Annotated in this window: 25 protein-coding genes and 1 pseudogene; 1 reads left to right on the top strand and 25 read right to left on the bottom strand. The window is 69.9% G+C overall.

Annotated elements, in window-relative coordinates:
* The 11 genes from LQ327_RS09040 to LQ327_RS08990 all read right to left on the bottom strand — a co-directional run bounded on the left by LQ327_RS09040 (window position 1) and on the right by LQ327_RS08990 (window position 11,546).
* Window positions 1-291 carry a hypothetical protein gene (locus tag LQ327_RS09040; RefSeq protein WP_230731765.1) on the bottom strand — a complete coding sequence of 97 codons (291 nt, stop codon included), beginning with the start codon at window positions 289-291 and terminating at the stop codon, window positions 1-3.
* On the bottom strand, window positions 291-1,325 hold the full coding sequence (locus LQ327_RS09035) for a hypothetical protein (protein WP_230731763.1): 1,035 nt from the start codon (window positions 1,323-1,325) through the stop codon (window positions 291-293). The genes LQ327_RS09040 and LQ327_RS09035 overlap by 1 nt, the downstream gene beginning before the upstream one ends.
* A gap of 75 nt (window positions 1,326-1,400) precedes the next feature.
* The gene (locus LQ327_RS09030; protein WP_230731761.1) at window positions 1,401-1,844 is read right to left on the bottom strand and encodes an SLATT domain-containing protein; all 444 of its coding nucleotides are present in this window, start codon (window positions 1,842-1,844) and stop codon (window positions 1,401-1,403) included.
* A gap of 267 nt (window positions 1,845-2,111) precedes the next feature.
* Window positions 2,112-3,017 (bottom strand): LysM peptidoglycan-binding domain-containing protein, encoded by a 906-nt coding sequence (locus LQ327_RS09025; RefSeq protein ID WP_230731754.1) that lies wholly within the window; start codon window positions 3,015-3,017, stop codon window positions 2,112-2,114.
* A gap of 24 nt (window positions 3,018-3,041) precedes the next feature.
* On the bottom strand, window positions 3,042-7,037 hold the full coding sequence (locus tag LQ327_RS09020) for a phage tail tape measure protein (protein WP_230731753.1): 3,996 nt from the start codon (window positions 7,035-7,037) through the stop codon (window positions 3,042-3,044).
* A 16-nt stretch (window positions 7,038-7,053) separates the two neighbouring features.
* A complete protein-coding gene (locus tag LQ327_RS09015) occupies window positions 7,054-7,200 on the bottom strand; it encodes a hypothetical protein (protein ID WP_230731749.1) in 147 nt (48 codons plus the stop codon).
* A gap of 62 nt (window positions 7,201-7,262) precedes the next feature.
* Window positions 7,263-7,922, bottom strand: a complete 660-nt coding sequence (locus LQ327_RS09010; protein ID WP_230731747.1) for a hypothetical protein — start codon at window positions 7,920-7,922, stop codon at window positions 7,263-7,265.
* Window positions 7,923-7,951: 29 nt separating this feature from the next.
* Window positions 7,952-8,371 carry a hypothetical protein gene (locus tag LQ327_RS09005; protein ID WP_230731745.1) on the bottom strand — a complete coding sequence of 140 codons (420 nt, stop codon included), beginning with the start codon at window positions 8,369-8,371 and terminating at the stop codon, window positions 7,952-7,954.
* A 57-nt stretch (window positions 8,372-8,428) separates the two neighbouring features.
* Complete coding sequence (locus LQ327_RS09000) at window positions 8,429-9,931, bottom strand: hypothetical protein (RefSeq protein WP_230731744.1); 1,503 nt, start codon at window positions 9,929-9,931, stop codon at window positions 8,429-8,431.
* 380 nt (window positions 9,932-10,311) lie between these two features.
* Complete coding sequence (locus LQ327_RS08995; protein ID WP_230731743.1) at window positions 10,312-11,016, bottom strand: hypothetical protein; 705 nt, start codon at window positions 11,014-11,016, stop codon at window positions 10,312-10,314.
* Between the two features lie 17 nt (window positions 11,017-11,033).
* On the bottom strand, window positions 11,034-11,546 hold the full coding sequence (locus LQ327_RS08990) for a phage virion morphogenesis family protein (RefSeq protein WP_230731742.1): 513 nt from the start codon (window positions 11,544-11,546) through the stop codon (window positions 11,034-11,036).
* Window positions 11,547-11,585: 39 nt separating this feature from the next.
* Between LQ327_RS08990 and LQ327_RS08985 the strand changes: the two genes are divergently transcribed.
* Entirely contained in the window at window positions 11,586-11,756 is a 171-nt protein-coding gene (locus LQ327_RS08985) for a hypothetical protein (RefSeq protein WP_230731741.1), read from the top strand.
* A gap of 13 nt (window positions 11,757-11,769) precedes the next feature.
* Here LQ327_RS08985 and LQ327_RS08980 read toward each other — a convergent pair whose 3' ends face one another.
* The 14 genes and pseudogenes from LQ327_RS08980 to LQ327_RS08915 all read right to left on the bottom strand — a co-directional run.
* Window positions 11,770-12,459 carry a hypothetical protein gene (locus tag LQ327_RS08980; protein WP_230731740.1) on the bottom strand — a complete coding sequence of 230 codons (690 nt, stop codon included), beginning with the start codon at window positions 12,457-12,459 and terminating at the stop codon, window positions 11,770-11,772.
* Window positions 12,456-13,829, bottom strand: coding sequence for a tail fiber domain-containing protein (locus LQ327_RS08975; protein WP_230731738.1), 1,374 nt, complete (start codon window positions 13,827-13,829; stop codon window positions 12,456-12,458). Before LQ327_RS08975 ends, LQ327_RS08980 begins: the two co-directional genes overlap by 4 nt.
* A 15-nt stretch (window positions 13,830-13,844) precedes the next feature.
* On the bottom strand, window positions 13,845-14,096 hold the full coding sequence (locus LQ327_RS08970; RefSeq protein WP_230731736.1) for a hypothetical protein: 252 nt from the start codon (window positions 14,094-14,096) through the stop codon (window positions 13,845-13,847).
* Between the two features lie 128 nt (window positions 14,097-14,224).
* A complete protein-coding gene (locus LQ327_RS08965) occupies window positions 14,225-15,610 on the bottom strand; it encodes a hypothetical protein (protein WP_230731733.1) in 1,386 nt (461 codons plus the stop codon).
* Between the two features lie 100 nt (window positions 15,611-15,710).
* Window positions 15,711-17,348 carry a DUF6582 domain-containing protein gene (locus LQ327_RS34650; protein WP_230731731.1) on the bottom strand — a complete coding sequence of 546 codons (1,638 nt, stop codon included), beginning with the start codon at window positions 17,346-17,348 and terminating at the stop codon, window positions 15,711-15,713.
* Between the two features lie 10 nt (window positions 17,349-17,358).
* Window positions 17,359-18,024, bottom strand: a complete 666-nt coding sequence (locus tag LQ327_RS08955) for a hypothetical protein (RefSeq protein WP_230731729.1) — start codon at window positions 18,022-18,024, stop codon at window positions 17,359-17,361.
* Between the two features lie 15 nt (window positions 18,025-18,039).
* On the bottom strand, window positions 18,040-18,219 hold the full coding sequence (locus LQ327_RS08950) for a hypothetical protein (protein ID WP_230731727.1): 180 nt from the start codon (window positions 18,217-18,219) through the stop codon (window positions 18,040-18,042).
* A gap of 293 nt (window positions 18,220-18,512) precedes the next feature.
* Window positions 18,513-18,965 (bottom strand): hypothetical protein, encoded by a 453-nt coding sequence (locus tag LQ327_RS08945; protein ID WP_230731725.1) that lies wholly within the window; start codon window positions 18,963-18,965, stop codon window positions 18,513-18,515.
* Between the two features lie 33 nt (window positions 18,966-18,998).
* Window positions 18,999-19,145, bottom strand: a complete 147-nt coding sequence (locus LQ327_RS08940) for a hypothetical protein (RefSeq protein ID WP_230731723.1) — start codon at window positions 19,143-19,145, stop codon at window positions 18,999-19,001.
* Entirely contained in the window at window positions 19,145-19,522 is a 378-nt protein-coding gene (locus LQ327_RS08935) for a hypothetical protein (protein ID WP_230731721.1), read from the bottom strand. Before LQ327_RS08935 ends, LQ327_RS08940 begins: the two co-directional genes overlap by 1 nt.
* Before the next feature lie 59 nt (window positions 19,523-19,581).
* Window positions 19,582-20,271 (bottom strand): hypothetical protein, encoded by a 690-nt coding sequence (locus tag LQ327_RS08930; RefSeq protein ID WP_230731719.1) that lies wholly within the window; start codon window positions 20,269-20,271, stop codon window positions 19,582-19,584.
* 13 nt (window positions 20,272-20,284) lie between these two features.
* Window positions 20,285-21,712, bottom strand: coding sequence for a phage portal protein (locus tag LQ327_RS08925; protein WP_230731717.1), 1,428 nt, complete (start codon window positions 21,710-21,712; stop codon window positions 20,285-20,287).
* Window positions 21,713-21,733: 21 nt separating this feature from the next.
* Window positions 21,734-22,120 carry a hypothetical protein gene (locus LQ327_RS08920; RefSeq protein WP_230731715.1) on the bottom strand — a complete coding sequence of 129 codons (387 nt, stop codon included), beginning with the start codon at window positions 22,118-22,120 and terminating at the stop codon, window positions 21,734-21,736.
* A gap of 22 nt (window positions 22,121-22,142) precedes the next feature.
* A pseudogene (locus tag LQ327_RS08915) lies at window positions 22,143-23,564 on the bottom strand (terminase large subunit domain-containing protein); the annotation flags it as partial.
* Between the last annotated feature and the right edge of the window lie 2 nt (window positions 23,565-23,566).

Here is a 23,566-nt window from a genome sequence, read left to right as displayed (position 1 = left end):
TCAGGGCCAGTCGAAGAGCGCGACGATCCAGGCGGTCTCGGAGTTCGGGGCGAAGACGGCGACACCCTTGGTGCCGCCGGGCGGGACCTGGCCCTGCACCGGGCGCGGGAACGGCGCCGGGCCGAACGCCCAGGACGAGTCGAGCCCGTCGACGGTGAAGCGCACGCCCTCCGGCGAGCCTCCGTCGAGCACGGTGATCGGCACCGGGTTGGGGAACTGCGGGCTCTGCGGCTTGGTGTGGCTCGGGCCGAGCAACCCGCGGTGCAGCGCGGCCACGGACGGGTCGGTCATCAGGCATCTCCGTACTGCACGCGGTCGAGCACGGACTGCGGGACCGAGAAGACCCCGCCCGCTCCCGGCCGGTAGCCCAGGGCCTGCAGCCGGATGATGATCCGCTGCTCGGTCCCGGCGATCGGCACCGAGACGTTCGGGTCGTCGTTGGTGGTGCTGGTGCCCGAGGCGGTGGGCTCGGGCTTGACCGGCGTGGGGGCGATGAGCGCGACCGCGAGCTGGTCCGAGGCCAGGTCCTGCCGGTTGATCTCCGAGACGATCCAGTCGCCGGAGAACGGCCCCATCCCCGCGGTAACCCGCACCCAGGCGCCGGGGTCGGCGAACCAGGCCGAGGCCCGTGAGGTGACGTTGAGGGTGCCGACCGGCTTGCCGGAGTCCATCTCGCCGTCGATGACGTCCACACCACCGGTGCGCTCGGCGATGGTCATGGCCGGGCCGCCGGGCCAGGAGAGCAGCCAGGAGTCCGGCCCGAACAGCACCGAGGTGCCGTCGGAGAAGCAGCGCCACCCGACGTCCTGGGCCAGCCGGGTCAGGCAGGTCCAGGAGTCCTCGTTGGGGGCGTTGGTACCCCCACGCGAGACCGGCGCGGCCAGCGGGGCGGCGTCGTAGTCGGCGATGAACGGCACCCGGGCCTCGTCGCAGAGCTGCTTGGCGAAGTCGACCCGGGTGCGTGTGCCCGGGGCCTGGTTCTTCTGCCCGGTGAAGTTCCGCAGCAGGTTGATGACCGCGTCCTCGGCGGTGAGCGTGAGCTGGTCGCCGTTCTTCGAGAACTGCACCAGCGAGTGGCCGGTGGGTATGCCGTAGACGTAGCGCGGCGCCGGGTACTGGAACGGGTCAGCCCCGGTGTGGGAGAGCAGCGCGCGGTTGCCGTCCTCGAAGACCATCTGGATCGTCGAGGCCTGGGTGATCGAGCGGCTGACCGCGCCGGTGGTGAGCTTGTTGGCCATGTCGCCGGGCAGCGCCTCGCCGTTGAGCCGGAGGTCGTGCGGCCAGTACTGGTCGCGGAGCGCAGCGTTCGGCCAGTACCCAGCCATGAGCCAACTCCCTCGGGGCCGTGCGATTTAGCCCGCGAAGGCAGGAGCGTTCTGGGTTAGGCCTCTCAGGTGCCGCTACTTAGCCGAGCTGCTCGACTCGTCGGAACCTCTCTCCGGAGCGCTGTCGAGTCGGAACTTCTCGGTTGACGCCTTACGTCTCAGGTCCTCGATCTTTTCGTGCAGATTTTCGATTCTGGTGTCGTCTTTGTAGGGGCCGACTTGAAGTTCATAGGACCTAAGTTCTGCGCTCATCTCGTCCGCGAGCAGACCGCACACGACAGACCGCTGCTGGAGGTTCGCGGCAATGAGCACGGCCTCAGCCGCTGCCGCGAGTGCACCACACGTTCCAACTAGCCACAGCGGAAGCTGCGCCGCGCTAAAGATCGCGACTAGGGCTCCGCAAGTGATCACACCGAGCCGCAGGACCCAGTAGAGAAGGGTGAAGCGGGCAGCGCGTCTCCGTGCGTTACCGACGCCGTCCTTGGCGTCCCTCACGTACTCCGACCGATAGTCGAACACGGCTTTCACAGTAGGGTCGTATCCGTAAACGGATCCGCCGTAGCGGCCCCCAAGCGACTGCGGACGCTGAGACACCGATTGTCGCCATTGGGTATTTAACAGGCCCTCGGAGTGCCGCCAGTCATCCGAGGAGCGGATAGGCCTACGCCGAGGCCTCCCCTTCTTACCCTGACCGTCATCCCCCACTATCCACCAGCTCCTTTTCAGCGGTCACCCGTCCGCCGCGTGAGGAGCAGAGTAGATTCACCGGTCCCGGGTCTACCAGAGTCAAGGAAGCAGGATCTTCTGACCGACGTAGATTAGGTCGGGGTCCCGCAGACTGTTGATCGTTGCTAGGGCGGGCCACTTGCGCCAATCCCCTAGTTCCCGCTGCGCGATCTTCTCCAGCGTGTCGCCGGGCTTGGCCACCACGACCCGGTGCGTGGTGGTTGTCGAGGTCGGCAGCGTCGCCAGCACCGAGGGCAGCGCCGCGGCCAGCTGAGCCAGCTCGTCGTGGACCTGCTGCTGGAGCTGGGGCACCGCGTTGGCCAGCTTGGCCAGCGAGGGCCCGTTCTGGGCGACGTACTCCTGCAGCCCGGACAGGTTCGAGGAGAACTGCGCGGCCAGCTCGGCGAGGTTGCCGGTGTACTGGCCCGCCAGGCCCTGCAGCTGCGGGCTGAGCATGTTGAACGGGTAGGGCAGCGACACCGAGGCCTCGGCCGCCGGAGAGGCGGTCAGGGCCGAGTTGGTGTCGGTGTACTCCATCAGCGTCAGCGTGAGCTTCTGCTGGATCCGCACCCCGTTGCTCGCGCGGATGGCCTCGTCGAGCGAGAGCGACATGACCACCCAGCCGGAGATTCCGACGGTGTCCACCGGGCCGGTCAGCGAGAGCACGGTGCCCTTGCCGGTCGAGGCGTTGGGCTTGCGCCAGGACTTGATCGCGGCCACCTGGGGCTCGACCGAGGTGTTGTTGACCGCGGTGTTCGTGCTGATCCCGTCGAGCATCAGCGGGAGTTCGATCTGGGCGAGCAGGTCCGAGGTGTACTCGACGTAGGGCTGCCGGTGCGATCGGTCGACCGCGGTCCAGGCGTACCCGCCCGAGCTGTAGTCCGAGATCTTGCCGTCCCCGAGCAGCCGGAAGCCGACCGCCGGGCCCGGGGGGTCGATCGGCGTGGCGTAGACGTCCGGCGCCATCTCGACCCCCTCGGGCTCGTGCGATTACTGGCGGGCGATCGAGTCCGAGACCCGCTTGGCCACCGCGTTGGCCGCGGCGTTGGCCGCCATCACGGGGTCGGTGACCCCGCTGATCTGGATGGCCCCGTTCTCGAAGACCACCCGCGGGCCGGGCGTGAACCCGGAGCCCTCGGCGACCGACTCCGAGCCCGAGGACGGGATGACCATCCCCGGGACGTTCGGCGTGACCAGCTCGGGCCCCTGCTCGCCGACCCAGTAGGACGCCCCCGGGCTGATCGAGCCGCCGACTGCGCGCGCTCCCCCGAAGGGCAGGCCGACGATGCCGCCACCGGCGAACGTCGGACCGGCGAGCGCGGTCGCCTGTCCCTGCCACTTCGAGTAGGCCCCGGGGAACGCCGAGACCTGCACCCGTTGGGCCGCGGAGCCGAAGTCCCCGTAGGGACCGCCGCCGAGCTTGTTGTAGAACAGCTCAGCGCTACCGAACGGGTTCATCAGCAGCGGCGTCGGCCCCCAGCTCTGGCGCTGCTGGAAGATGCCGACCGAGTCGTGGTCATGGCCCACCCCGTCGTGCGGCAGAGCCATCGACGCCGGGACGGCCGGGTTGGCCAGCACCCGGATGCCGGACTCCTGCATGCCGGTCATCAGGGCGATGACCGCGGCGTCGTGGTGCAGGCCCTTGGCCTTGGCGGCGTTGACGATGTCGAGGGCGTGCGACGCGGACTCGGGTCCCATCGCTGCACCGCCGGACATCATCGACGACAGCCAGTCCTTGACCTTGGCGACGATGCCGTCGATCGCCTTGCCGGGGACGTCCTTCATGGCCTCCATGAACCGCGACGTCCCCATCCCGTTGAGCGGGTCGGTGACCGGGCGGAAGAGGCTGGTGAAGTAGCCCTTCGGGTCGGTGATCAGCTGCGGGATGTTGAACAGGTTGGAGAACATCGACAGCGCCGACTGCGCGATCCCGACGCTGGGTCCGGGCCGCGGCAGCGGCACCGCCGGGAGGTCGCCGACGGCGCCACCGGCAGCGAACGCGAGCCCGCCGACGTTGCCCATCGGCCCGGCCCGCCCACCCATCGCCGCCATGTTCATCATGTCGATGGCGTTCGGACCGAACAGCCCCCGCATGATCCTGGTCCACTCCGGAACCATGATCGCCTCGCCGGGCGAGACCATGGCGTGGATCGAGTCGATCCCCGGCGCGTAGCCGGGCATCACCGCCCCCGAGTCGGCGTAGACCGGGTCCCCGGCCACACCGCCGGTGGCGAAGCCTGGGGCCGCGGGGGCCTTCGGCAGCCCGAAGACTCCGGCGATGGCGTCCCAGGTGGGCTTGATGCCCTTGCCGTAGACGGTGTCGACCACGAAGTGCACCGGCACCGAGACGATGTCCTTGATCGTCTGCCAGGTACGGCTGATCCAGTCGACGACGTTCGAGAACGCCTGACCGACGTCGTGGATCACGGTGCCGATCGCGTCGCCGACCGGCTTCATCACCGAGTCGTGCAGCCAATGCCACTTGTCGGAGATCCAGTTGATCACCGGCAGAACGGCGTTGTTCCACAGCCACTCGAAAACGGCGCCGAGATCGTGCAGTCGATCTATGATCCATTGGCCGACCGGCCGCATGACATTGTCGTGCAGCCAATGCCACTTGTCACCGATCCAGTTGGCCACCGGAACGACGGCGTTGTTCCACAACCATTGGAATCCGGCACCGGTGTCGTGCAGCCGGTCGACGATCCATTGACCGACCGGTCGCAAGACGTTGTTGTAGAGCCAGTTCCACTTGTCGCCGATCCAGTTCGCGACCGGCAGGACGCCGTTGTTCCAGAGCCAGATGAACGCCGCGGCGACGCCGTGAGCCATCGGCTCGATGACGTTGTGCCAGAAGATCAGCGCCGGACCCTTGATCAGGTTGAACGCCAGCACGAACGGCGCGACGAGGATCGTGAAGATGATCGCCCCGGCCCACTTGAGGACCGTCACGATGCCGTTGAACGCGGGCTCCAGCGCGTTGTGCCAGAGCCACGAGCCCGCGGCACCGATGGCCCGGAAGGTCGAGGCGAAGAAGTCACCGACCGGCTTGATCACGTTGGTGTAGACCGCGTGCCAGGCCGTACCGATGGCGTCGGTCACCGGCTTCACGGCGTTGTCGTAGAGCCAATGCCAGGCCGCCCCGACCGCCTTCGTGACGGTGCCCCAGTTCATGGCCAGCCAGGCGATGGCGGCCACGACGAGCCCGACCCCGATGACGATCCAGGTGAACGGGTTGGCCAGCAGCGCCACCGTGAAGTTCCAGGTGGCGATCGTGGCCGCGATCAGGGCGGGAATCAGGGCCGTGCCGATCGCGGCCCCGATGCCGATCACGGCCCACTTGTGGTCGCCGAGCCAGTCGAGCACCCGGCCGACGCCGGAGAACGCCCAGGTGAAGACGTCGAGGACCTTCCCGGCGATGGGTAGCAGCGCCATGCCGATCTTGATGCCGGTGGCCTGAGCCCCGGCCTCCATGTCCTTGAGCTTTCCCTGGAAGGTGGCCTGGGTTCCGGCCCACGACTGAGCGAAGGTGTTCGCGCCCTTGTCGACCTCACCGAGCTTCTGCTGGAAGCGATCGAACTGCCCCATCAGCACCGCGATGCCGGTACCGGCCTTCTTGCCGAATGCCTCGGTGATGAACTGGCCGGTCTTGTCGCCGGTGATACCTGCCTTCTGCATGTGCGTGTTCAGGTCGATCATTGCCTTGTTGAGGCCACCGGTGCGCATGTCATCGGCGAGCTGCTTCTGGGTCATTCCCAGCTTCGCCAGGTCCGCGACTCCGGCCTTCGTCGGCGTCGACAACGCCTGCACCGACATCCGAAGCTGGGTACCGGCCTGGGCGCCCCGGATGTTGTTGTCACCGAATACCGCCAGCGCGGCCGAGGCGTCGTTCATGGTGACGCCGTAGTTCTTGATGACCGCGAGCGCACCAGTACCCAGCGCCTCGGCCAGGTTCTGCATGCTCATGTCACCGGCACCGACGGTGGCATTCAGCGCACCCATCGCCTTGTTGTAATCCTGCACGCCGGGAATGCCGGAGACGATCGCGGCGTCCATGGCGTTGGTGACGTCGACGAGGTTCGCTCCGCCGATTCGGGCGCCCTCAGCGGCCACCCGCAGGATGTCCATCGACTTCTGCGCAGACAGTCCGGCCCCGGCGAACGAGGACTGGACGTGATACATCGCGTCGGCCAGCGACCCGGGATCCTCACCGACCTGGCCCGCGAGCTGGAGGACGCCGTCGGAGAGCCCCTTGATCGCTGCCTGTGGGACGTTGGCCTGGGTGGAGATGCGCTCCATCGAGGCCTGGAAGTCCGAGGCGCTCTTGATGGTCGTCGCTGAGACGCCGACCAGCGCCACCCCGAGCCCGACCGCGAACATCTGCGAGGCCTTGAGGGCCTGACCCCAGGACGCGCTCTTGCGGACGTTGGCCGCTTCGATCTTCGCGGCGCTGTCGGCCTCCTTGGCCGCGATCCCGGCCGAGGCACCGGTGATGCCGGTCGAGGCCCCGAGCACGGTCTGCTTGAACGAATCCCAGGTGGACTGCTTCTTGACCCCGGCCAGCCGGGTGCGCTCGGCCAGGTCCTCCTCGGCCTTCACGCCGTCCTTGGCGACCTGCTGCTCGGCCAGCGCTGCGTCGCGCGCCGCCTTCGAGCTGGTCACCTGCTGGTCGGCGGCCCGCTTGCGGGACTGCGCCGCGGCGTCGTCGCTAGAGGCTGCCTCCTTGGCCGCCGTGGCCGCCTGCTTGAGCGCGGCCTCGTACTCCCGCTGCGCCCCGATGGCGGTCTGGGTGGCGGCCTTGAGCCGGTCCACCGCCGCCTTGGACTCGTCGGTGGAGACCCCCATGCCCTTGGCCGACGTTCCAGCCGCCTTGTTGGCGGCTACGAAGTCGTCGAGCGACTTCTGCATCTCCCGCATCGACGCGATGTAGTCACCGCGACCCATGAGAGCGACACGGATGCCGACGTCTTCGATGTTGGCGGGCATGGGGGCTCGCACCCCCTTAGCCGAGAAGTTTCGCGACTTCCTGCGCGACGGATTTACCGGTGGCCTCTACTTCATGCTTGCGTTGTTCCGCATCGTCGTAGAGAGCTCGCTGAACTACCGCGCGCAGAATCGACGCATCATCACGTTCGGCGGTCAGGTACATCTCCGGGGGAATCCCCAGCCGTGCCCCGTACGCGGCAATCGCGATGTCCGGCGACTCATTGACTAGCCAGTCGTAAAATCCTGCTCTTCCTGGTTGGCGCGCAGGTTCGACCACTTCGTGAGCCGCTCGACGGCCTGCATGACGTCGCCGTCGTGCAGGAACAGCCCGCGCACCACGTCCACCGCGGCGGGCGGCTTGCCCTCGAAGTTCCGCTCCATGCCCAGCGCGTCGGCGAGGTCGCCGTCGAACCGGGTCTTGGCGCCGTGCCAGTCCTCGGCGTTGAGCGAGAGCCGCTCGTCGTCGGAGAGCGTGGCCGGGTCGGGCTCGTCCGGACCGGAGTACGCCCAGACCTCCAGGCACGCCGTGGCGATGAGGTCGGCGTTGGCCCGGTCGATCCAGGCCATCTGGTCCTTCGGGAGCTTGCCCTGCGCGTTCTTGCCGCGCTTGGACTGCGCCTCCTGGATGCCCGCCAGCTCGGAGGGCTTGAGCGGGCGGCAGCGCACGTACACGAACACCCGCGGGTCCAGCTCGGGGTCATCGCCCCAGCCGGGCACCCGCAGGTCCAGGTAGAGCTTCTTGAGCCGGGCCTCTCGCTGCGCGCGCAGGTTCCCCAGCGGGGAGCGCACGGCCTCGGGAGCGTCCGGCGACGAGGGCTGCGGCGTGGACGGCTGGATGTCCAGCGCCGCAGAGGTGGGGGCGAACTCGCCCTGGGCGTGGGTCATGGCTGAGAGGGGTCCTTCCGTGCTCGCGCTTAGGTGATCGTCTCGACGTGGAAGTCGACTTCCATCGAGCGGATCGCGGTGCCGTTCGAGTCGGTCTGGCCCGGCTTGCAGTTGGCCAGGCGCCCGTACCAGCTCGACGGGTCACCCTGCGGGTGGCCGTCGTCGTCGAGCGGCTGCTCGGTGACCGTCCCGTAGACCCGGCCCGCGGCCGACTTCAACCGACGGAACAGCTCGTAGTCACCGCGGTCGGGCTCGATGACCCGCGTGACGGTGATGTCGGAGTAGGTGGGCAGGGAGCGGTAGGTCTTCTCCGGGCCCATCCCGCCGGGACGGTGCTTGGTCGCCGCGATCTGGGTGTCACCACCCGTCCGCTTGTCCCACACGCCCAGATCCCCGAACGCTGGATCGTCGATATGGACGGTGGTGAGATACATCTGCTCGGTCGACATGGACCGACCTCCTCATGTTGCGCCGGGGCATTCCTAGGAATGCCGACCGAGCTGCTCTCAGAAGTTCTGCGAGATCGGCACCGAGACGACGCCGATGTTGACGAACTCGCCGACCGGGGAACGCTTCACCGCGATCGACGCGTTGATCTGCCCGGCCTGCCGGGTCGCGACCGTGTTCACGTCGGAACCGACGTCGACGGAGAACGCATCGGACGGGTCGACGCCGTAGAGCGCGTTCGCCATCCAGTAGTTCGACAGCATCCCGGTCAGCGCGCCCTTGAACGCGGCGAAGACCTGGTCGCGGGCGTCGATCTGCGCCCATCCGGCGACCTGCTCACCGATGCGCGCGGCGTCGGAGAAGATGGCCATGTCCAGCCGGGCCCAGTTCATCTGGATGTGCAGCGGGTCCTGGCTCAGCGTCCGGAAGCCGTAGAGCTTCACCTGCTGGGCCCCGTTGAAGTACCGGACGACGTTCACGCCCGCCTGGTTGAGGTTGGCGCGGTCGGACTCCGAGAACACCTGGGTGACCCCGACGGCGTACGAGGAGACACCCGAGTCGCCCGCGGGGGCGACGTTCGGATTGCCCGCGGCGTCGACCCGAGAGCACCCGGCCGCGGCCAGCGCGCACGGCGGGACGGTGCGCAGCGCAGTCGGGATCGGGCCCTGCGCCGGGACGCCGGGAATCTTCACCCAGGGAGCGAAGATGCCGCCGTGGCCCAGGTCCACGCCGTTGGCCACCGCGTTGGTGGCCTCGGTGAGCAGCGTGCTGGCGACCGGGGTGTCCACCGCGTCGAGCAGCGCCACCCGGTTGTTGCTGGTGGCGTGAACCAGGATCGCCCGGTGCGCGGTGTCGGTCGTCGCGCCGGGCACCGAGACCTGGCCGGGGCCGAAGTCCTGAGCGAACACCGCGAGGTCGGCGGCGATCGTCGTGTCCGTGACCGAGCCGTTGTCGTCGGCGCCCAGGGCCAGCGCGGTGCCCGCAATCGTCGCCGGGATGTTGTTCGGCGCGGTCGTCGACGAGGCCTGGTCGGAGATCGTCACGAACCGGCTCGCCGAGGACCAGTTCACCGCGTCGGCCGGGCTCGACAGCGTCGGCGAGACCTCGATGAAGGTGGTGCCTGCGGTGTCGCCGGGACCGGAGACGGTCAGCGTGAAGCCGTTGGTGCCCGCCGCGTCGACCTCGACGGTCACCTGGTTGCCCCAGGCGCCCGGCGAGTTGGCCTGCACCTGCAGGGTGTTCTGGCCGCCGGAGGTGCCCTTGTCCTTGAGCATCAGGCTCGCGGTGGCCGCGGATCCGCCGACCCGCCGCGAGACCAGGGCCTGGGTGCCGCCGTCGCGGAAGAACAGCTCCAGCGCGTCGTAGAACAGCGCCGTGGCCGGGGTCCGCTGGCCGCAGAAGTGGGCGTAGTCGGCCATCGAGTTCAGCGTGATCGGGGTGCCGACCGCACCGCGCTGGGTCGGTCCGGCGGCGAACCACGTCGAGGTGGACGGGTTCGCGGTCGAGGAGGGCAGCGCGGTCTGCGCGAAGACCTTGGTGCCCGGGGCCTGGATGCTGCTCATGAGGTCGTGTCCTCACTCGTCGGGGCCGCAGGGGCCGAGTCGTTCGTTGCGGACGGGGCCGCTGAGGGCTGCGAGGGGGTCACCGGGCCGGGCGAGGGCGCCGCGGGCGTGCTGGAGGGGCTCGACGGCGTGTTGGAGCCGTTCTGGACTCCAGAACTCGGCGTCGAAGTAGTCGATGAGTCGTTGGAGGCCGTGTTGGAGCCTCCGGACGAGCCACTCGGGGCCTGGTCGACGTCCTCGACGAGCTTCGCCTCGACCATCTGGCTGGCGAAGTCCTCGTCATCCCACTCGGCGGTCTGACCGGGCAGCAGCCACGAGCCGTCGGGGGCGTCGACCGGGTGGCTGGCGATGTTGCGCACGTGCATGAGCGCGACCTCTTCCTAGGTGAGGGTGATCTCGGCCCCGGTGATCGCGGTGGGGTCCGGCGGGGGCGTGTCGGGGTCGAGCGGAGCGGGCCCGGCGAACGCGCTGACGACCGGATCGACGTGGATCGCGACTTCGAGGCGGGCCTGGCCCCAGGTGTGGTTGCCGGTGGCCTGGTTCGGGGCGACCGGCGAGATCGTCTCGCCGCGCCAGGTGACCGAGCGCGCGAAGCCGTCCAGCGACGGGTTCTGCAGCAGGCACATCCGCGCCGAGGCCAGGTAGAGGCCCAGCCGGTCGTCGACGCTGCGCCAGTTCGAGCCCCACAGCCACATCTGGACCTGGGTCATCCAGTCGACCGCGTGGCTGCCGTCGCCCTTGCGCCGGACCGAGAGCGTGCCGGGCACGAAGATGACGAACCGCGGGGCGTTGCCCGGGTTCACCGGGCCGACGCCGGGCTGGTTGACCCAGTCGTGCCAGTCCGCCAACGGCGGGTTGGTGATCTCAGGGTGACGCCGCCGGGCCTCGGCGACGTAGCTCGGGATCCGGCGGGTGAACACCGACTCCACCGCGTCGCGGACGCTGTGCGCGCCCACCATCGGGCCCAGACCGCCGCCTCGCGGCGAGAGCGGGCGGGGCTCGGGGTGGAACTCCCCCGGCGCGGCCCCGGCGGCGTGCGGGCCTTCGCCGGGCGTGGCCTGCTCGGCGCCCTCGGGGCTCGGCATCGGGGGCAGGTTCGGGCTCACTCCAGGATCACCGACTTCGCGTTGCCGGGGCCGACCCGCAGAGCGGCCTGCACGATGCGCGTCCAGCGCAGGACGTCTTCCTCGGTGACCACCACCAGCGGCCGGGCGGGGAGCGTGGCGTGGCCGCGGCCGAACACCTCGATCTGCGCGCCCTGCTGGTGGTAGGTGGCGTAGGGCAGGTCGGTGCCGACGAACAGCTCCTCGGGGCTCATGTCGACCTTCGAGCCCGGCGCGTGGGAACTGGTCAGCGCCCGGCGCAGCTCGCCGGTGCCCTCCAGCACCCTGCCGCTCGACGGGATGCCGCGGGAGGACTTGATGGAGGCGGTGGCCGGAGAGTCCGGCGACCAGCCGGGACCCTCGGCCTCGAACCGGCGCTCCTCCATGGCGTGGAAGTCCTCGACGATGGCGGGCCAGGCGAGAGTCTCGATGCCCTCGGCCGCGGCGATCAGGTCGCCGAAGCCGTGGCCGATCTGCTGGCCCTCGACGACGACAGCGGACTCGAAGGGCATCGCGGCCTCCAGAAGGCCGTCCGCGTAAGGTCGCGGCACATGGTGAAGGTCATTACGCGTATGGCACCCAAGGGCGAGGACTTCTCCGACGCCAACGCCATTCAGGTCGACGGCGGAGCGCTCAAGGTTCAGCAGAACCAGCCGCAAGCCGAGCGCACCGTTGCTCTCTACGCACCTGGCGAGTGGGTCAAGGCGACCCTGGATTCCTGATTCGGAGGCCAGGTCAGTAGCGCGCGTAGCCCGCCAGGGCCTCCACGACGTCGGCCTCCAGGGCGTCGGTGGACTCGTTCGGCCGGGCCGACGGATCCACTTCGCGGATCAGCCGCTTGATGGCTTCCAGCCGGGCGGCCTGCTTGAGCGTGTGCGGCATGCCGTTCACGTAGCCGCCGGAGTAGGTCACCGTGATCTCCGAGCCCTGCGGGATCAGCGTGCCGATCCGGAAGCGCATGTGGCCGGTGTCGAGCGTGGGCCCGGTCCAGGCGTCGGTCGGCAGCACGGTGAAGTCGCCCCACGGCCGGTCGATGCGAACCGAGACCGCGGTGTAGGCCCACAGATCCACCCGGCGCGGCGCGTGCTGGCGCAGCCAGACGTCCCGGACCAGGCCCTGGTAGCCGTAGGCCCGCGCCTGCGAGAGCGCGAGCGAGCCCTCCAGGCCCAGCGGCCCGAGGTCGGAGTCGGCGAAGCCCAGCCCGTCGGGGTCGATGCCCTCGGCGGTGTGGGTCTCCACGAGGTCGGTGAACGGCAGGAAGCGCCGGTCGCAGCGGTCCTCGATGTCCTGCGAGGCGGTGATGACCACTTCGTCGAGGTAGTCGAGGTTGTTGGCGTAGAACTCGACGACCTCGGAGAACGCCCCGGCCCGCAACTCGTCGACGGTGATGAACGACGGGGACGCCCAGGGGATCGGGGTGCTCATCGGCCCTCCAGAGCGTCGAGTCGAGCCGTGAGGTCGGTGAGCCGGGCGTGCTGGCGTTGCGCGAGGGCGAGCAGGGCCCCGACCAGGGACTCTGCCTTGATGCCGAGGTAGTGGCTGCCGGGCCGGGTGCTGCGCAGCACCGCGGGCACGGCCTGGGCGGTGGGTCCGATCCGGCGCTCGTCGCTACCGGTGAACTCCCACTCGCGCACCGGGGCCGCCAGCAGCTCGTCGAGCACCGCGGGCTCGATGTCGGTGAAGTTCTGCTTGAGGCGCTCGTCGGAGGTCAGCACCGTGCCGTTCGAGGTGACCGTGCCGGTGAAGACGCCGTTGGTCCCATGCACGTCGCCACCCGCGACGACGTTCAGCGTCGCGCCGACCGAGACGCTGGCGTTGATGCTCCCGGTGGTGGTGATCGGCCCGGTGCTCATCGCACCGAAGCTGCTGGACGCGGTGGTGTAGAAGCCGCTGGCGCCCGCGTCGATGAACGGGGCCGAGACGAGGTTGCTGAACGAGCCGTACGTCGCGCTGACGACACCGGTGGAGGACAGCGAACCGACCGTGGCTGCGCCCGAGGTCGAGATCGAACCAGCCGATAGCGCTCCGGTGACCGAAGCGCTCTGCGCGCCCAACGCACCGGCGATGGTGGCTGACCCGGCGGAGAGCGCTCCGGAGATCGAGGCCGAGCCAGCGCCCAGCAGCCCGGTCAGGCTGGCCGAGGCGGCCGACAGCGAACCCGAGAGGGTGGCCGTGGAGCCGTGGATCGGGCTGGTGAAGGTCTTCTCGCCGGTGACGCTCTGGGCCCCGGCCAGGGTCACGGCCGCGGCCTGGATGGACGTCAGGGTCGCCGCGGTGCGAGCGTCCTGGGTGGCCGAGTTGGTGGCCATCGGAGCGATCAGCACCGCGACCCAGCCGCCGGTGGTGCCGAACAGCCGCACCGCGGCGCCCTGGGCGCTCAGCGTGGCGTAGGTGGCCGGAAGGATGGTGTCGGCGCCGTAGGGCACCGGGATGACGCTGTGGCTGCTGGCGTCGACCTTGACCAGGTCGACCACCACGTTGGGCGCGGCCGGAGGCAGCACCGGGGTGGCGATCGCCGCGGTCGCGTCGACCGGGAGGCGCTGGCCCGCACCCACCGTCGGGTTCGGGCTCGTGGTGACCGCGATCGTGGAGGTGACCGGCGCGGTCTGCGGCACGGCAACCGGGCCGAGCGCTGGAGCGGGGCTGCCGTCGGTGATCGTCAGCAGGCCCGCCATGACCGCCCGGGTCAGCCACGGCGTGACGGTCTGGACCCCGACGGAGCCGGAGGAGATGGTCACCCCAGCCCCGTCGGAAAGGTCGTAGGGCGAGAGGTTCCAGACGCCGAGCGTGGCCATCTGGCACCCCCGCGACTACTCCTGCACCGAGGCGGTGCGCTTGCCCTTCTCGGACTTGTCCGAGGTCTTCTCGGCGGCCCGGTCCGGCGGGGGCTTGGGCCGCGACTCGTCGGCCTCACCGGTGACGGTGAAGCCCTCGATGAGCCCCAGCTCGCGCGCGGTGTGGTCGTCGACCGGTACCTCGCCACCGCCCTCGGGCCACTCGTAGGAACCGCCGTCGGGATTCGGCACGCGGGTGCCGCCGACGGGGTGATGCACGTTCTTCACGACGTTCTCCTGTCCTCGACGGCGGGGAACCGGAAGCCCACGGACGATGGGATCCGTGGGCTTCCGGCCCGTGCGCGACCCGCCACCACAACGAGCGCGCGGCATCCGGCCCGAAGCCGGAGGCGTGATCAGGACAGCGCCGTGACCACGTTGCGCAGGCGGCCGACGTAGCGCTCGGCCCGCAGGGCGAACGTGGTGTCGGAGACGAGCGCGAACGGGCGGGCGTCGGGCTGGTTGACCGTGGCGGCCACCTGCACCGGCTGGATGTCCCGCACGATCGGGCGGCACATGATGTTCTTGTCCCGCGGGATGAGGTAGATGTCCTCGCCCCCGCCGACCGGCAGCTTCGCGCCCGAGCCGTTCTGGTAGCTGGCCGGGTACTGGGTCGGCACCTGGCTGCCCGAGTTCCAGGTCGGCACGAGCGTGGTGCCCGTGTCGGTGATCCCGGTGGCGTAGATGCGGGTGACGTTGTCGCCCTGGACCTGCGGGGTGGCGTCGACGACGCCCAGCAGGACCTCCTGGCCGGTGGACGAGCCCCGGTAGACCTCGTAGTGCAGCGGGACCGAGCCCTCGGGGCCGACCGGCGGGGTGAAGGCCAGCGAGACCGTGCTGGTGGTGCCGGTGGTGGTCACGTGGACCTCGGTCGAGGGGTTGCCGCGACCGGCGCGGGACATGATCGGGACGACGACGTAGTAGTAGTCGCCCGCGGCCAGCGTGCCGCCGGTGGTGCCCGGGGTGCCGGTGACGGTGCCCATGCTCGCGGCCCAGGTGTTGCCCAGGAACGAGGACGGGACGATCGGCACGCCCTTGTACGAGTTGCACATGATCCCGGCCGCGATCTCGACCTGGTTGACGAACCGCTGCTCGGGGACGAGCAGCTGCTCGAAGCGGCTCTGCGCGGTCGGGGTCATGACGAACATGTAGTTCGACCCGATGTTCATCGCCGCGTTGGTGCGGACCAGGTCGTAGAGGTGGTCGAGATGGGTGAGGGCGAAGCTCGCCCCCGAGGTCTCGATCGCGTTCTGGCGCAGCTGCGAGGTCGAGGCGAACTGGGTGACGAGCGAGTTGAGCCCGTCGAACTGCGGGGCCGGGCCGTACTGGGTGGCCCCGGCACAACCCCATCCGAGCGCGGTCTCGATGTCCCAGACCAGGCTCTCGGCGGTGGCCTCGTACTCCTCGCGCTCCAGGTCACCGACCAGCGAGCGGGTGACGGCCTGGGCGTAGCCGGTGACGGCACCGACGGCCTGCATGTTCCGCAGCGTGAAGGCCTTCTGCTCCCACACGCTGTTGCTCATCGGCACGGCGCCGCCGTCGGTGACGAAGCCGCCACCGGGACGCTGCAGGCGCCGGTTGAAGTTGTAGACCGTCGAATCCCAGGACTCGGTCGGCACCGCGGTGACGAACACCGAGAAGCGACGCTGCAGGTCGACGATCAGCGGGCTGATGCGCTTCTGGACGAGGGCTCCGGCCTGACCGGCGGTCAGGGCCTCACCCAGCTGTGACATTCCGGCCACGGTTAGCTCCTCTGGACATGAAAAAGCCCCCGGTGTGGACCGGGGGCTTGAGTGCGTGTTGGCAGGGCGTTGAGAGGGGTCCCGTGCCGCTGGACGTCGCTCAGATGCGCTGGACGCCGCCGAGGTCGAGGGCCGTGGCCCACAGCTCGGCGCGGCGCTTGTCCTGCTCCTGGGCGGGCAGCTGGTGGATGGGCGTCTGGTCGCCCATGCCGCCCTCCTTGCGCAGCGACTCGATCATTCCGGCGCGGTTGGGCGACCCGCCGCTGGAGACCAGCTCGTCGCGGATGGCGTCGCGCTGCTCGGCCAGGGCCTTCGCCATGACCGGGGCGAACTCCTTGGCCATCGCCTCCTTGGCCTTGGCCACCTCGGCGGCCACGAGCGCGGCGTAGTCGGTCTCCCCGGTCTCGGTCTTGGCCTCGGTGGCGGGCGTGCCCTTGTCGGCGGACTCCTGCGAGTCCTCGCTGCCGCTGTCGGCGTCGTCGGAGGTGTCGCCCTTGATGGCCTTGGCCAGGGCGTTCGCGAGCTTGGTGATGTCGTCCATGGAGAACGTCGTCCCGCCGTCGCTGCTGCTGTCGGTCTCGGCCACGTCGGGCCCCTTTCGTGCGGACTCGGTGTCCGAGTCGTCGGTGATCTGGGCCCCGCAGGAGGGGCAGAACTTGGCGTCGTTCGGGATCTCGGCGCCGCAGTCGGCGCAGATCGAGGTCACCGCGTCGTCGTCCGCGGGCTCGGTGTCGTCGACCTCGCCCTCGGCGTCGTCCAGGTCGATGTCGTTGTCCTGGTCCGGGTCGAGGGTGAGCAGGGCCGCGGACGTGGCCTGCCCGAGCTTCGCCGCCACGGCGGTCAGGTCGAGGTTGTCGATGCCGTACGCGCTGACGTTGACGTCGGCCGGGCCGTTCATCGCCGAGATCGCCATGTAGGCCTCGGTGAGCTCATCGAGCTGGCCGCAGGCCTCGGCCAGCTTCGTCTCGCTGGCCAGCTTGATCCCGAACTTCTTGGCCGCGGCCTTGATCTTCGACTTCACCGAGGAGAGCTGCGACGACGAGTACTTGGCCGCGTTCTTCGGCATCGAGACGTAGGCCCAGGCCGAGCGGGTGTGGCCCTTGGTGTCGAGCGGATACCGCTTCTTCCCGTCGTCCTGATAGCCCGGGTCGGCGTAGGTGACGTCGCCGTGCGGCTTCTGGGGATCGCTGGCCTCGTGCACCACGGCATGTCCGATCGACTCGTAGAGGGGAGTGCGACCGGTGCCGCGGGCTTCCTCGGCGTCCCGGCGGGCCTGCGCGAGGCGGGCGGCGTCGACCCCGGGCGTGGCGGTGAAGTCCACGCCGTCGATCTCCAGGTCGTCGCCGGTCATCACCGTGCGGCCCTCGCGGTCCTCGGTGCGTACGTCGCCGAGCCAGTAGCCGCGGATCGACATCGAGTCGAGGAACCGGCGTCCGGACTCATCCGGCGTGGTCAGCGCGAGCATGTCGCGACCGGCCACGGTGTCGGCCAGGATCACGGAGCCGGAGAGCACGCCGTTCTCGTCGAGCGCCGCGGTGGCGATGCGCCCCGCGATCTGGGCGGAGTCGTCTCCGGCGCCGTGATGGGTGAGCACGGTGACCGGCAGGCCACCGGGATCGGCCAGCCGCTCGATGAGGCGCTGCCCGGCCTTGCCGATCAGGTCCGGGGTGTACTCGCGGTTGTTGTGGCTGATGCCCGGGGCGAGGAATGTCGCGTCGATGGTTCCGATGGAGCCCACGGCCACCTCCTCACCATTGATTCCTGGGCTTGCGCTGCTTGGTCCAGTTCCAGCCATGACGCCGTCCGGCGGGCACCGTCCAGACGTAGCGGCGGCGGCGCGGACGGATCGGCCTGCGGTGCCCGGCGATGCGGTGCGCGGCCTTCTCCAGGCCGTGGCGGTTGTAGTGATGCCGGGTGATGCCGGTGTGGCCGCCGTAGTGCTTCGGCTTCACCGGGATGCTGGCGCGCTTGTGGATGGCCATCCGCCGGGTCGCGGTGGTGTGGGCGGCCTTGCGGTGGGTCACGCTGCGATGCGTGACCGCGTGCCGGTGCGTCGCCGGGCGGGCTCGGTGGGCGGTGGTCCGCGCCCGACGCGCCGTCGGGCCGCGCTGACTCGCCTTCCGGGCGGTGTGCAGTCCCTTCGCCTTGCGAGCGGCTCGGGCCTTCACCAGGTTCGAGCGCTCAGCGGCGAGCTGTGCGGAGGTCTGCTGGCCCTTGGGGTGTGCGGCACGGGCCTTGGTCAGGCTGGCCCGGGCCGCAGCGGCCTGAGCCGGGCTCTCGTGGCGCGGGTGTGGGCCTCGGGCGCCCGGGTGGGGCACGTGCGAGCCCTTGTGCGGGTGCGGCTTACCGCGCGCCCCGGGGTGCGGGCCCTTGTGCCCGCGGTGCGGGTGGGAGCGACCACGACGAGAAGCCACGACCGCCTCCCGGGACTACTCCTCGGTGAACAGCCAGTCGGGCTCGCCGGGCTGACGTGGGACGCCGACCAGGTCGCCTGCAAAGGGCGGGCCGTCAGGCACCTCGGCTGAGCCTGCCTTCCAGCCCCGCCCGACCTCGGAGAGCAACCAGCCGATCGGCACGCCGATGAGCACGCCGACGGCGACCCGGATCAAGCTTCCGCTCCGCCAACCCTCAAGAAATCAATCCGGAAGTCAGGAAGCTTTTTTGAAGGCAGTCGAACAGAAGTACGATCCGCAGACTTTTTTGAAGAGCCCGACGTGCTCGCCAGAGTTGCGAGCGATGCCACCAGAACGAACACGGGCTGGAGTGCCGGAGGGACGAAGTGGAACCCGGCAGCACCGGACAGGGCGGTGGCCAAGGGAAGGGGCAGGCGCGCCGACTGCGTCCGGAACCACCGGACGAGCTTCTTGACGCGACTCATGCCGTGACGATACCCGGGTTCCAGTCACCCCTGACCCAGGATCGCTGCTGCGATCGCCCGGGTGCGGGCGGAGTCCTGGTCGCGCAGCTCGACCGCCAGGATCGCGTAGTCGCCGGTGCGCACCAGGGATTCGACATCCTCCAGGCGCTGCGCGGCGCGCTCACGAGCGTTCGCTGTGTCCGGCGTGCCCTCGGGTGGTTGCGGAGCGTCCGAGGCGTTCTGGAGGCGATCCAGCAACTCTCGGGCCTCCCGGACGTGCCACGAAGCGCTTGCCTTGTGCGTGGAGGGCCACGGCGAGTTGCACGGCTTGTGCAGCAGGTCGGCGAGGATACCCACCTGGGTGTCGGGACCGGGGGCTTCGTGACCGTGGGCGGCGGCGTCGGCTTCCGAAGCGGCCTGACCCATCGCGATCAGACCCTCGAAGCCGGGCATGTGTGGGCGGCCCTGTTGAGCCCGGCGCTGCTTGCGGTTGGTCATCGACTGCTCCGTGGTGGTGGGCACCGGTGGGACTCAGCCGATCCGCTTCTGGATCAGCGGCTCGCACTTGTCGGCTGTCAGCGTGCCACGCGCGACGACGAACTCGTCTGGGTCGAGTCGCGGCGGCGGGACGGGCTCGTCCTCGGTCACCGGCTGACCGTTGGCGGGCTGGTCGGCCATCAGCCGCTGGCGTTCTTGTGGCTGGCGATGTGGCCGTCCTTCGAGGCGGTCACGCCGCCGCAGAAGGTGCACGAGTAGAAGGTGGTCTGCCCGACCACGAACGCGGTGTTGAACGCCGGATCGGCCAGCCACTCGGCCAGCGACACGAGGTGCTCCGGGATCGTGATGGTCGGCTGGTTGTCGTCCTGCGGAGCGTTCTCCAGCACCGACGCGACGTACTGCTCGATCGAGGTGAAGCCCGCGTCCGCGGCGATCTGCTGGCCGGTCGCGCTGGTCGGCACGTCGGTGGACGTCTCCGGCGCGCTCGGCTCGACGGTCACCGGATCGGCGTGGGCGTTGCTGCCGTCGCCGACGGTCACGTCCTGGGGCTGAGTCATGGCCTCTCCTCGCGGGGGTGGTGGGGGACGGGCCCGTTGTCGAGCCCGTCCCCGACCGGTCAGGAGTTGCTCGACGAGGAGCCGGAGTCGTCCGAGCCCGAGGAGCTGGGGTCGACGCTGGGCGCCGGGGCGGGGCTCGGCGAACCCGGGGACGTTGAGCCCGAGTCGTCGGACGAGCCGCTGTCCGAGCCCGCGGACGGGTCCGACGGCGGGCTGAACGGCGAGGGCTGACCGGGCTCGACCGGAGTCGGCGCCGGGGTCACCGGGGCGTTCGGGTCCGCCGGGGGCGCGGTCGGGTCGACCGGGCTGGGGTTGACCGGCGGCTGCACGGCCGGGCCGTCCTGGCCCGGGGTCACCGGAGCCGGAGCAGGCGTCGGCGCCGGGGCGGGCTGCACCTCGGAGATGTCGGTCTGGATCTGGGTGGTCGCGTCGGTGACGGCCTGCGAGACCGAGTCGAGGTCGGCTGCCGCGGCGTCGACCTGGGCCTTGGCGTCGGCCGCCGAGGCGCTGCCCGAGGCGGCGGCGTCGATGGCCGCGTGCACCGCGGTCATCAGCGCGGCCTGCTGGGACTGCAGGTTGGCGATCTGGCTGAGGATCTGGCCCGCCCGATCGTGGAGGTTCGTCATCTGTGTCTCCGTTCTGTGTTCGAGGGCGCGGAGGCGGTCTCGCCACCAGTTGCTGCGCGCCTCGAAGTCGGTCGTCATGCGGGCTTCGAGTTCGTAGATCGCCGCCCAGACGTTGTCGCTCATCGCGGTCTTCCTCTCAGCGGCGGCGGGCCCGTTCGTCCCATCCCTGGAATGACGGAGCGCGCGTCTCTTCCTCCGGTGGCGCATGTCCTGGCTCTCCCGGAGCAGGGGGTGCGGCAGCATCCGCGCTGTTGTTCTTGTTGATCATCGACTGGGAGTACGCCTGCATCAGGTCCCAGCTCATGACGTAGCTGCGCTCGACCACGACGTTGTTGTCGCCGTAGGGCTGCGGGGGCTCGCCGATGTCGCCGCGCAGCTCGTTGAGCGTCCAGGAGCCGTTGCGCAGCCGGATGTCCCGAATCTGCTCGATGATCAGGTCGTCGCGGTAGTCGACCTCGTTCAGCTCCATGTGCCAACCGGAGATGCCGAACGCCCGGAGCAGGAAGTAGTTCAGCTTCTCCAGGATCAGCTGGCCCAGCGGCCCGCAGGTGTTGATGCGGAACGTCTTGAACTGGCTGGTGCCGGTGCCGCCGCCGAGATTGCCGGACTCGATGATGCCGACCTGGGCGGGCGGCACACCGGCCACGTTGAGGATGGAGTCGCGGCACCAGGTCTGGATGGCCACCAGGTCCGAGCGGGCCGCGGTGCGCAGCTCGTTGATGTTGAAGCCGCCGCGGCTGATGATCGGGTTGCCGATGTTGGCCGCCCCGACGTTCATGACCTTGTACTGCTGCTTCCAGGTCTTGAGTTCGTTCTCCGGGACCTCCAGCGGAGCGTCCGCGTGCAGGTCCGGCGGGTCGCCGCGGCGCATCCGCTCCTTGAGCAGCGCCGCCGCGAACAGGTAGGTGGCGATCGGCCAGAACGCCTTCTGCACGATGCCGAGCCCGTAGAGCGAGCCGCGTACCGAGTCACCCGGGATGTGGATGACCTGGTTCGGTGAGAACTCGATCGCCTCGGGGTGGGTGTCGACCCGCTGCGAGTAGCCGGTCACCGTGCCGTGCTCGTCGGCCTCCACGGTCATGGTGTTGGCCGGGAGCGAGTACAGCCCCACCGGCTCGCCGAGCAGCCAGACGACCTCCAGGAAGGCGTCGCCGAACACCTGGACGTCGACCGCGACCCCGCGCAGCAGCTGGCGGATGTCCTCGCGCTCGTTGACGAACTTGAGCAGCTTGCGCAGCCGCAGCACCTCGCGCGGGGGTGCGGTCTCGTCGGCCTCCTCATTGTCGTCGTCCGGGACGACCTCCAGGCCACCGGCGGTCACGGTGCGGGCGGTGACGTCCACCGCGGCCGAGAGCGGCGGGCAGGCCTCGTAGGCTCCGGCGCACTCGTCCATGAACGACCGGCGCTCGGCGCCGTTCGGGTACACCCCGCCCGGGTTGTAGTCCGAGGAGCCACCGCGGGGGACGTCGGACTCCAGACCGAGCCGCGAGGCGGGCGGTCCGGCCGGTGCCGGGGCGCTCGCTGCCTCGGCGATGCCGATCATCTGTCCGGAGGCGGTGAGCACGATCGGTCACCGCCTCTCGGGTCATGCTGCGCTGATGAACGGGGAGGCCTGACCCACGGCGTTGATGTCGGCGAGGCTGTCCGGCACGGCCACCGGCGGTCCGCCCTGCTCGGCGACGACGTACTGCAGGTAGTCGATCCGTTCGCGGTCGAGGTAGAGCAGGCCCGGAGCGGCGTCCTGGGGCATCCCGCTGCCGCGGGTGTGCACGTCGGCGAAGACCAGCGTGCGTTCGTCCCACTCGACGAGCAGGCCGTCGAACGGGGCGCCACCGTCCCGCCGGAAGGCGATGTAGCGCCTGCGCACCATCGAGCGCATGACCCGCTCTCGCCGCAGCCAGGGCGTGACGGCGATGGCCGCCACCGCGAAGACCACGGTGCAGGCCCAGAGGGTGATCAGGACGGGGATCATCAGCGCTCCCGGTGGTGTCGGGTCAGTCGGTGAGCCAGGGCGCGCGCTGGGACTTGCCCAGCCACTCGGGTAGCTCGCCGTCGGCCCGGGCCAGCGCCGGGTCGGACTGCAGGTCGTTCAGGTCCTGGTGGTCTTCCAGGCGGCGGGCTCCGGCGTTGTCGAGGTCGGCGGGCCGGAAGGCGACGTCGCCGCGCTCGATGTGGCGCTCGGACGGGTCGGTGATCGGCTCGCGCTCGGGCACGCCTTCGAGCACCAGGTGCGGCGTCGCCCCGACCGACATCAGGGCGTAGCGGGCGGCGTCGAATGCGTGGTCGTCGCCGTGGGTGTCGACGTCCTCGGGCCGGTTCTTGTCGTAGACCAGGTTCGGCAGGGTGGAGACCAGCTCCGGGCAGGCCCCGTCGAGCACGTGGAGCATCGGGCAGGTCGCCCAGCCCAGCTGGCGGTGGTAGCCGCAGGCCGGTCCGTCCTCCAGGTACGAGTGCACCCGGGCCTTGCCGGAGAGCCGGTCGTTGTCGGCCCGGCGAAGCGGGACGCCCTCGTGGGCGTAGGTGACCGCCACCGGCAGCGCCGAGGAGGTCTTGCCCCACATCGCCGGGTCCGCGGCCCGCACGCACGGCGGGTGGTTGCCTTCCAGCGCGAGCACCCGGCGGGCCTGCTCGGCCTCGGGCGTCTCACGCATCACCAGCTCGCCGTAGAGCCACACCCGGCCGTCCTGGTCCCGGGCCATCAGCTCGTAGACCGAGGGAGCCGACCAGCCGTAGTCCAGTCCGCCGTATCGCAGCCACGAGGCGGGTAGCTCGATGGAGGCCGGGACGATGTGCCGGTCGTCGCGCCACACCGTGAACACCTGCCCCGAGAAGCTGGTCCAGGAGCCGTCACGCATGGCGGCTCGGGTGGCCTCGTCGAGGGTGTTGAGGTCCTCGGCGTACTCCGGGTTCAGGTGCGGGTTGTCGTCGATCTTGGCCGGGATGAACCGCACGGTCCGCCCACGCTCGTCGACGTGGACCTTGGTGCCACCCTCGGTCGGGTCGATGAAGGTGGTCTTGGCCCAGCCGTGGCCGACACCGCCCGGGTTGCTCCCGGCTCGCACACCCAGCACCGGGAGCCGCTCGGGGTCACCGGTGCGCAGTCGCGAGGACAGGAACCGGATCACCCGCGGGTCGGTCAGCGTCATCTCGTCGAAGAGCAGGAGCTGGTACTGCCCGCCCTGGCGCCGGGTGGCGTCGAGCATGTTCTCGGCGTAGCGGAACATCAGCAGCGAGCCGTTGGGGAACGTCAGGTTCTTCTCGGTCTGGTTCCACCGGGCGCCGAGGTCCTTGGCGTAGCCGTAGGCGGCCAGCTCAGCCAGCAGCGACTCCTCCAGCTCGCCGTAGGTGCGCCGGAACGCCCCGATGCGGATGCCGGGGTACTGGATCGCCTTGCGCAGTCCCTCGCTGACCAGAGCCT

The sequence above is a fragment of the Actinomycetospora endophytica genome (assembly GCF_021026375.1).
GTDB classification, from domain to species: Bacteria; Actinomycetota; Actinomycetes; order Mycobacteriales; family Pseudonocardiaceae; genus Actinomycetospora; species Actinomycetospora endophytica.
This window is presented reverse-complemented; position numbering and strand designations above follow the sequence as displayed.

Excerpts from the sequence above, each read along its gene's own strand:
- LQ327_RS09040 (WP_230731765.1), bottom strand. The coding sequence starts at position 291 with ATGACCGACCCGTCCGTGGCCGCGCTGCACCGCGGGTTGCTCGGCCCG.
- LQ327_RS09035 (WP_230731763.1), bottom strand. The coding sequence starts at position 1,325 with ATGGCTGGGTACTGGCCGAACGCTGCGCTCCGCGACCAGTACTGGCCG.
- LQ327_RS09025 (WP_230731754.1), bottom strand. The coding sequence starts at position 3,017 with ATGGCGCCGGACGTCTACGCCACGCCGATCGACCCCCCGGGCCCGGCG.
- LQ327_RS09020 (WP_230731753.1), bottom strand. The coding sequence starts at position 7,037 with ATGCCCGCCAACATCGAAGACGTCGGCATCCGTGTCGCTCTCATGGGT.
- LQ327_RS09015 (WP_230731749.1), bottom strand. The coding sequence starts at position 7,200 with ATGTACCTGACCGCCGAACGTGATGATGCGTCGATTCTGCGCGCGGTA.
- LQ327_RS09010 (WP_230731747.1), bottom strand. The coding sequence starts at position 7,922 with ATGACCCACGCCCAGGGCGAGTTCGCCCCCACCTCTGCGGCGCTGGAC.
- LQ327_RS09005 (WP_230731745.1), bottom strand. The coding sequence starts at position 8,371 with ATGTCGACCGAGCAGATGTATCTCACCACCGTCCATATCGACGATCCA.
- LQ327_RS09000 (WP_230731744.1), bottom strand. The coding sequence starts at position 9,931 with ATGAGCAGCATCCAGGCCCCGGGCACCAAGGTCTTCGCGCAGACCGCG.
- LQ327_RS08995 (WP_230731743.1), bottom strand. The coding sequence starts at position 11,016 with ATGCCGAGCCCCGAGGGCGCCGAGCAGGCCACGCCCGGCGAAGGCCCG.
- LQ327_RS08990 (WP_230731742.1), bottom strand. The coding sequence starts at position 11,546 with ATGCCCTTCGAGTCCGCTGTCGTCGTCGAGGGCCAGCAGATCGGCCAC.
- LQ327_RS08985 (WP_230731741.1), top strand. The coding sequence starts at position 11,586 with ATGGTGAAGGTCATTACGCGTATGGCACCCAAGGGCGAGGACTTCTCC.
- LQ327_RS08980 (WP_230731740.1), bottom strand. The coding sequence starts at position 12,459 with ATGAGCACCCCGATCCCCTGGGCGTCCCCGTCGTTCATCACCGTCGAC.
- LQ327_RS08975 (WP_230731738.1), bottom strand. The coding sequence starts at position 13,829 with ATGGCCACGCTCGGCGTCTGGAACCTCTCGCCCTACGACCTTTCCGAC.
- LQ327_RS08945 (WP_230731725.1), bottom strand. The coding sequence starts at position 18,965 with ATGACCAACCGCAAGCAGCGCCGGGCTCAACAGGGCCGCCCACACATG.
- LQ327_RS08940 (WP_230731723.1), bottom strand. The coding sequence starts at position 19,145 with ATGGCCGACCAGCCCGCCAACGGTCAGCCGGTGACCGAGGACGAGCCC.
- LQ327_RS08935 (WP_230731721.1), bottom strand. The coding sequence starts at position 19,522 with ATGACTCAGCCCCAGGACGTGACCGTCGGCGACGGCAGCAACGCCCAC.
- LQ327_RS08930 (WP_230731719.1), bottom strand. The coding sequence starts at position 20,271 with ATGAGCGACAACGTCTGGGCGGCGATCTACGAACTCGAAGCCCGCATG.
- LQ327_RS08920 (WP_230731715.1), bottom strand. The coding sequence starts at position 22,120 with ATGATCCCCGTCCTGATCACCCTCTGGGCCTGCACCGTGGTCTTCGCG.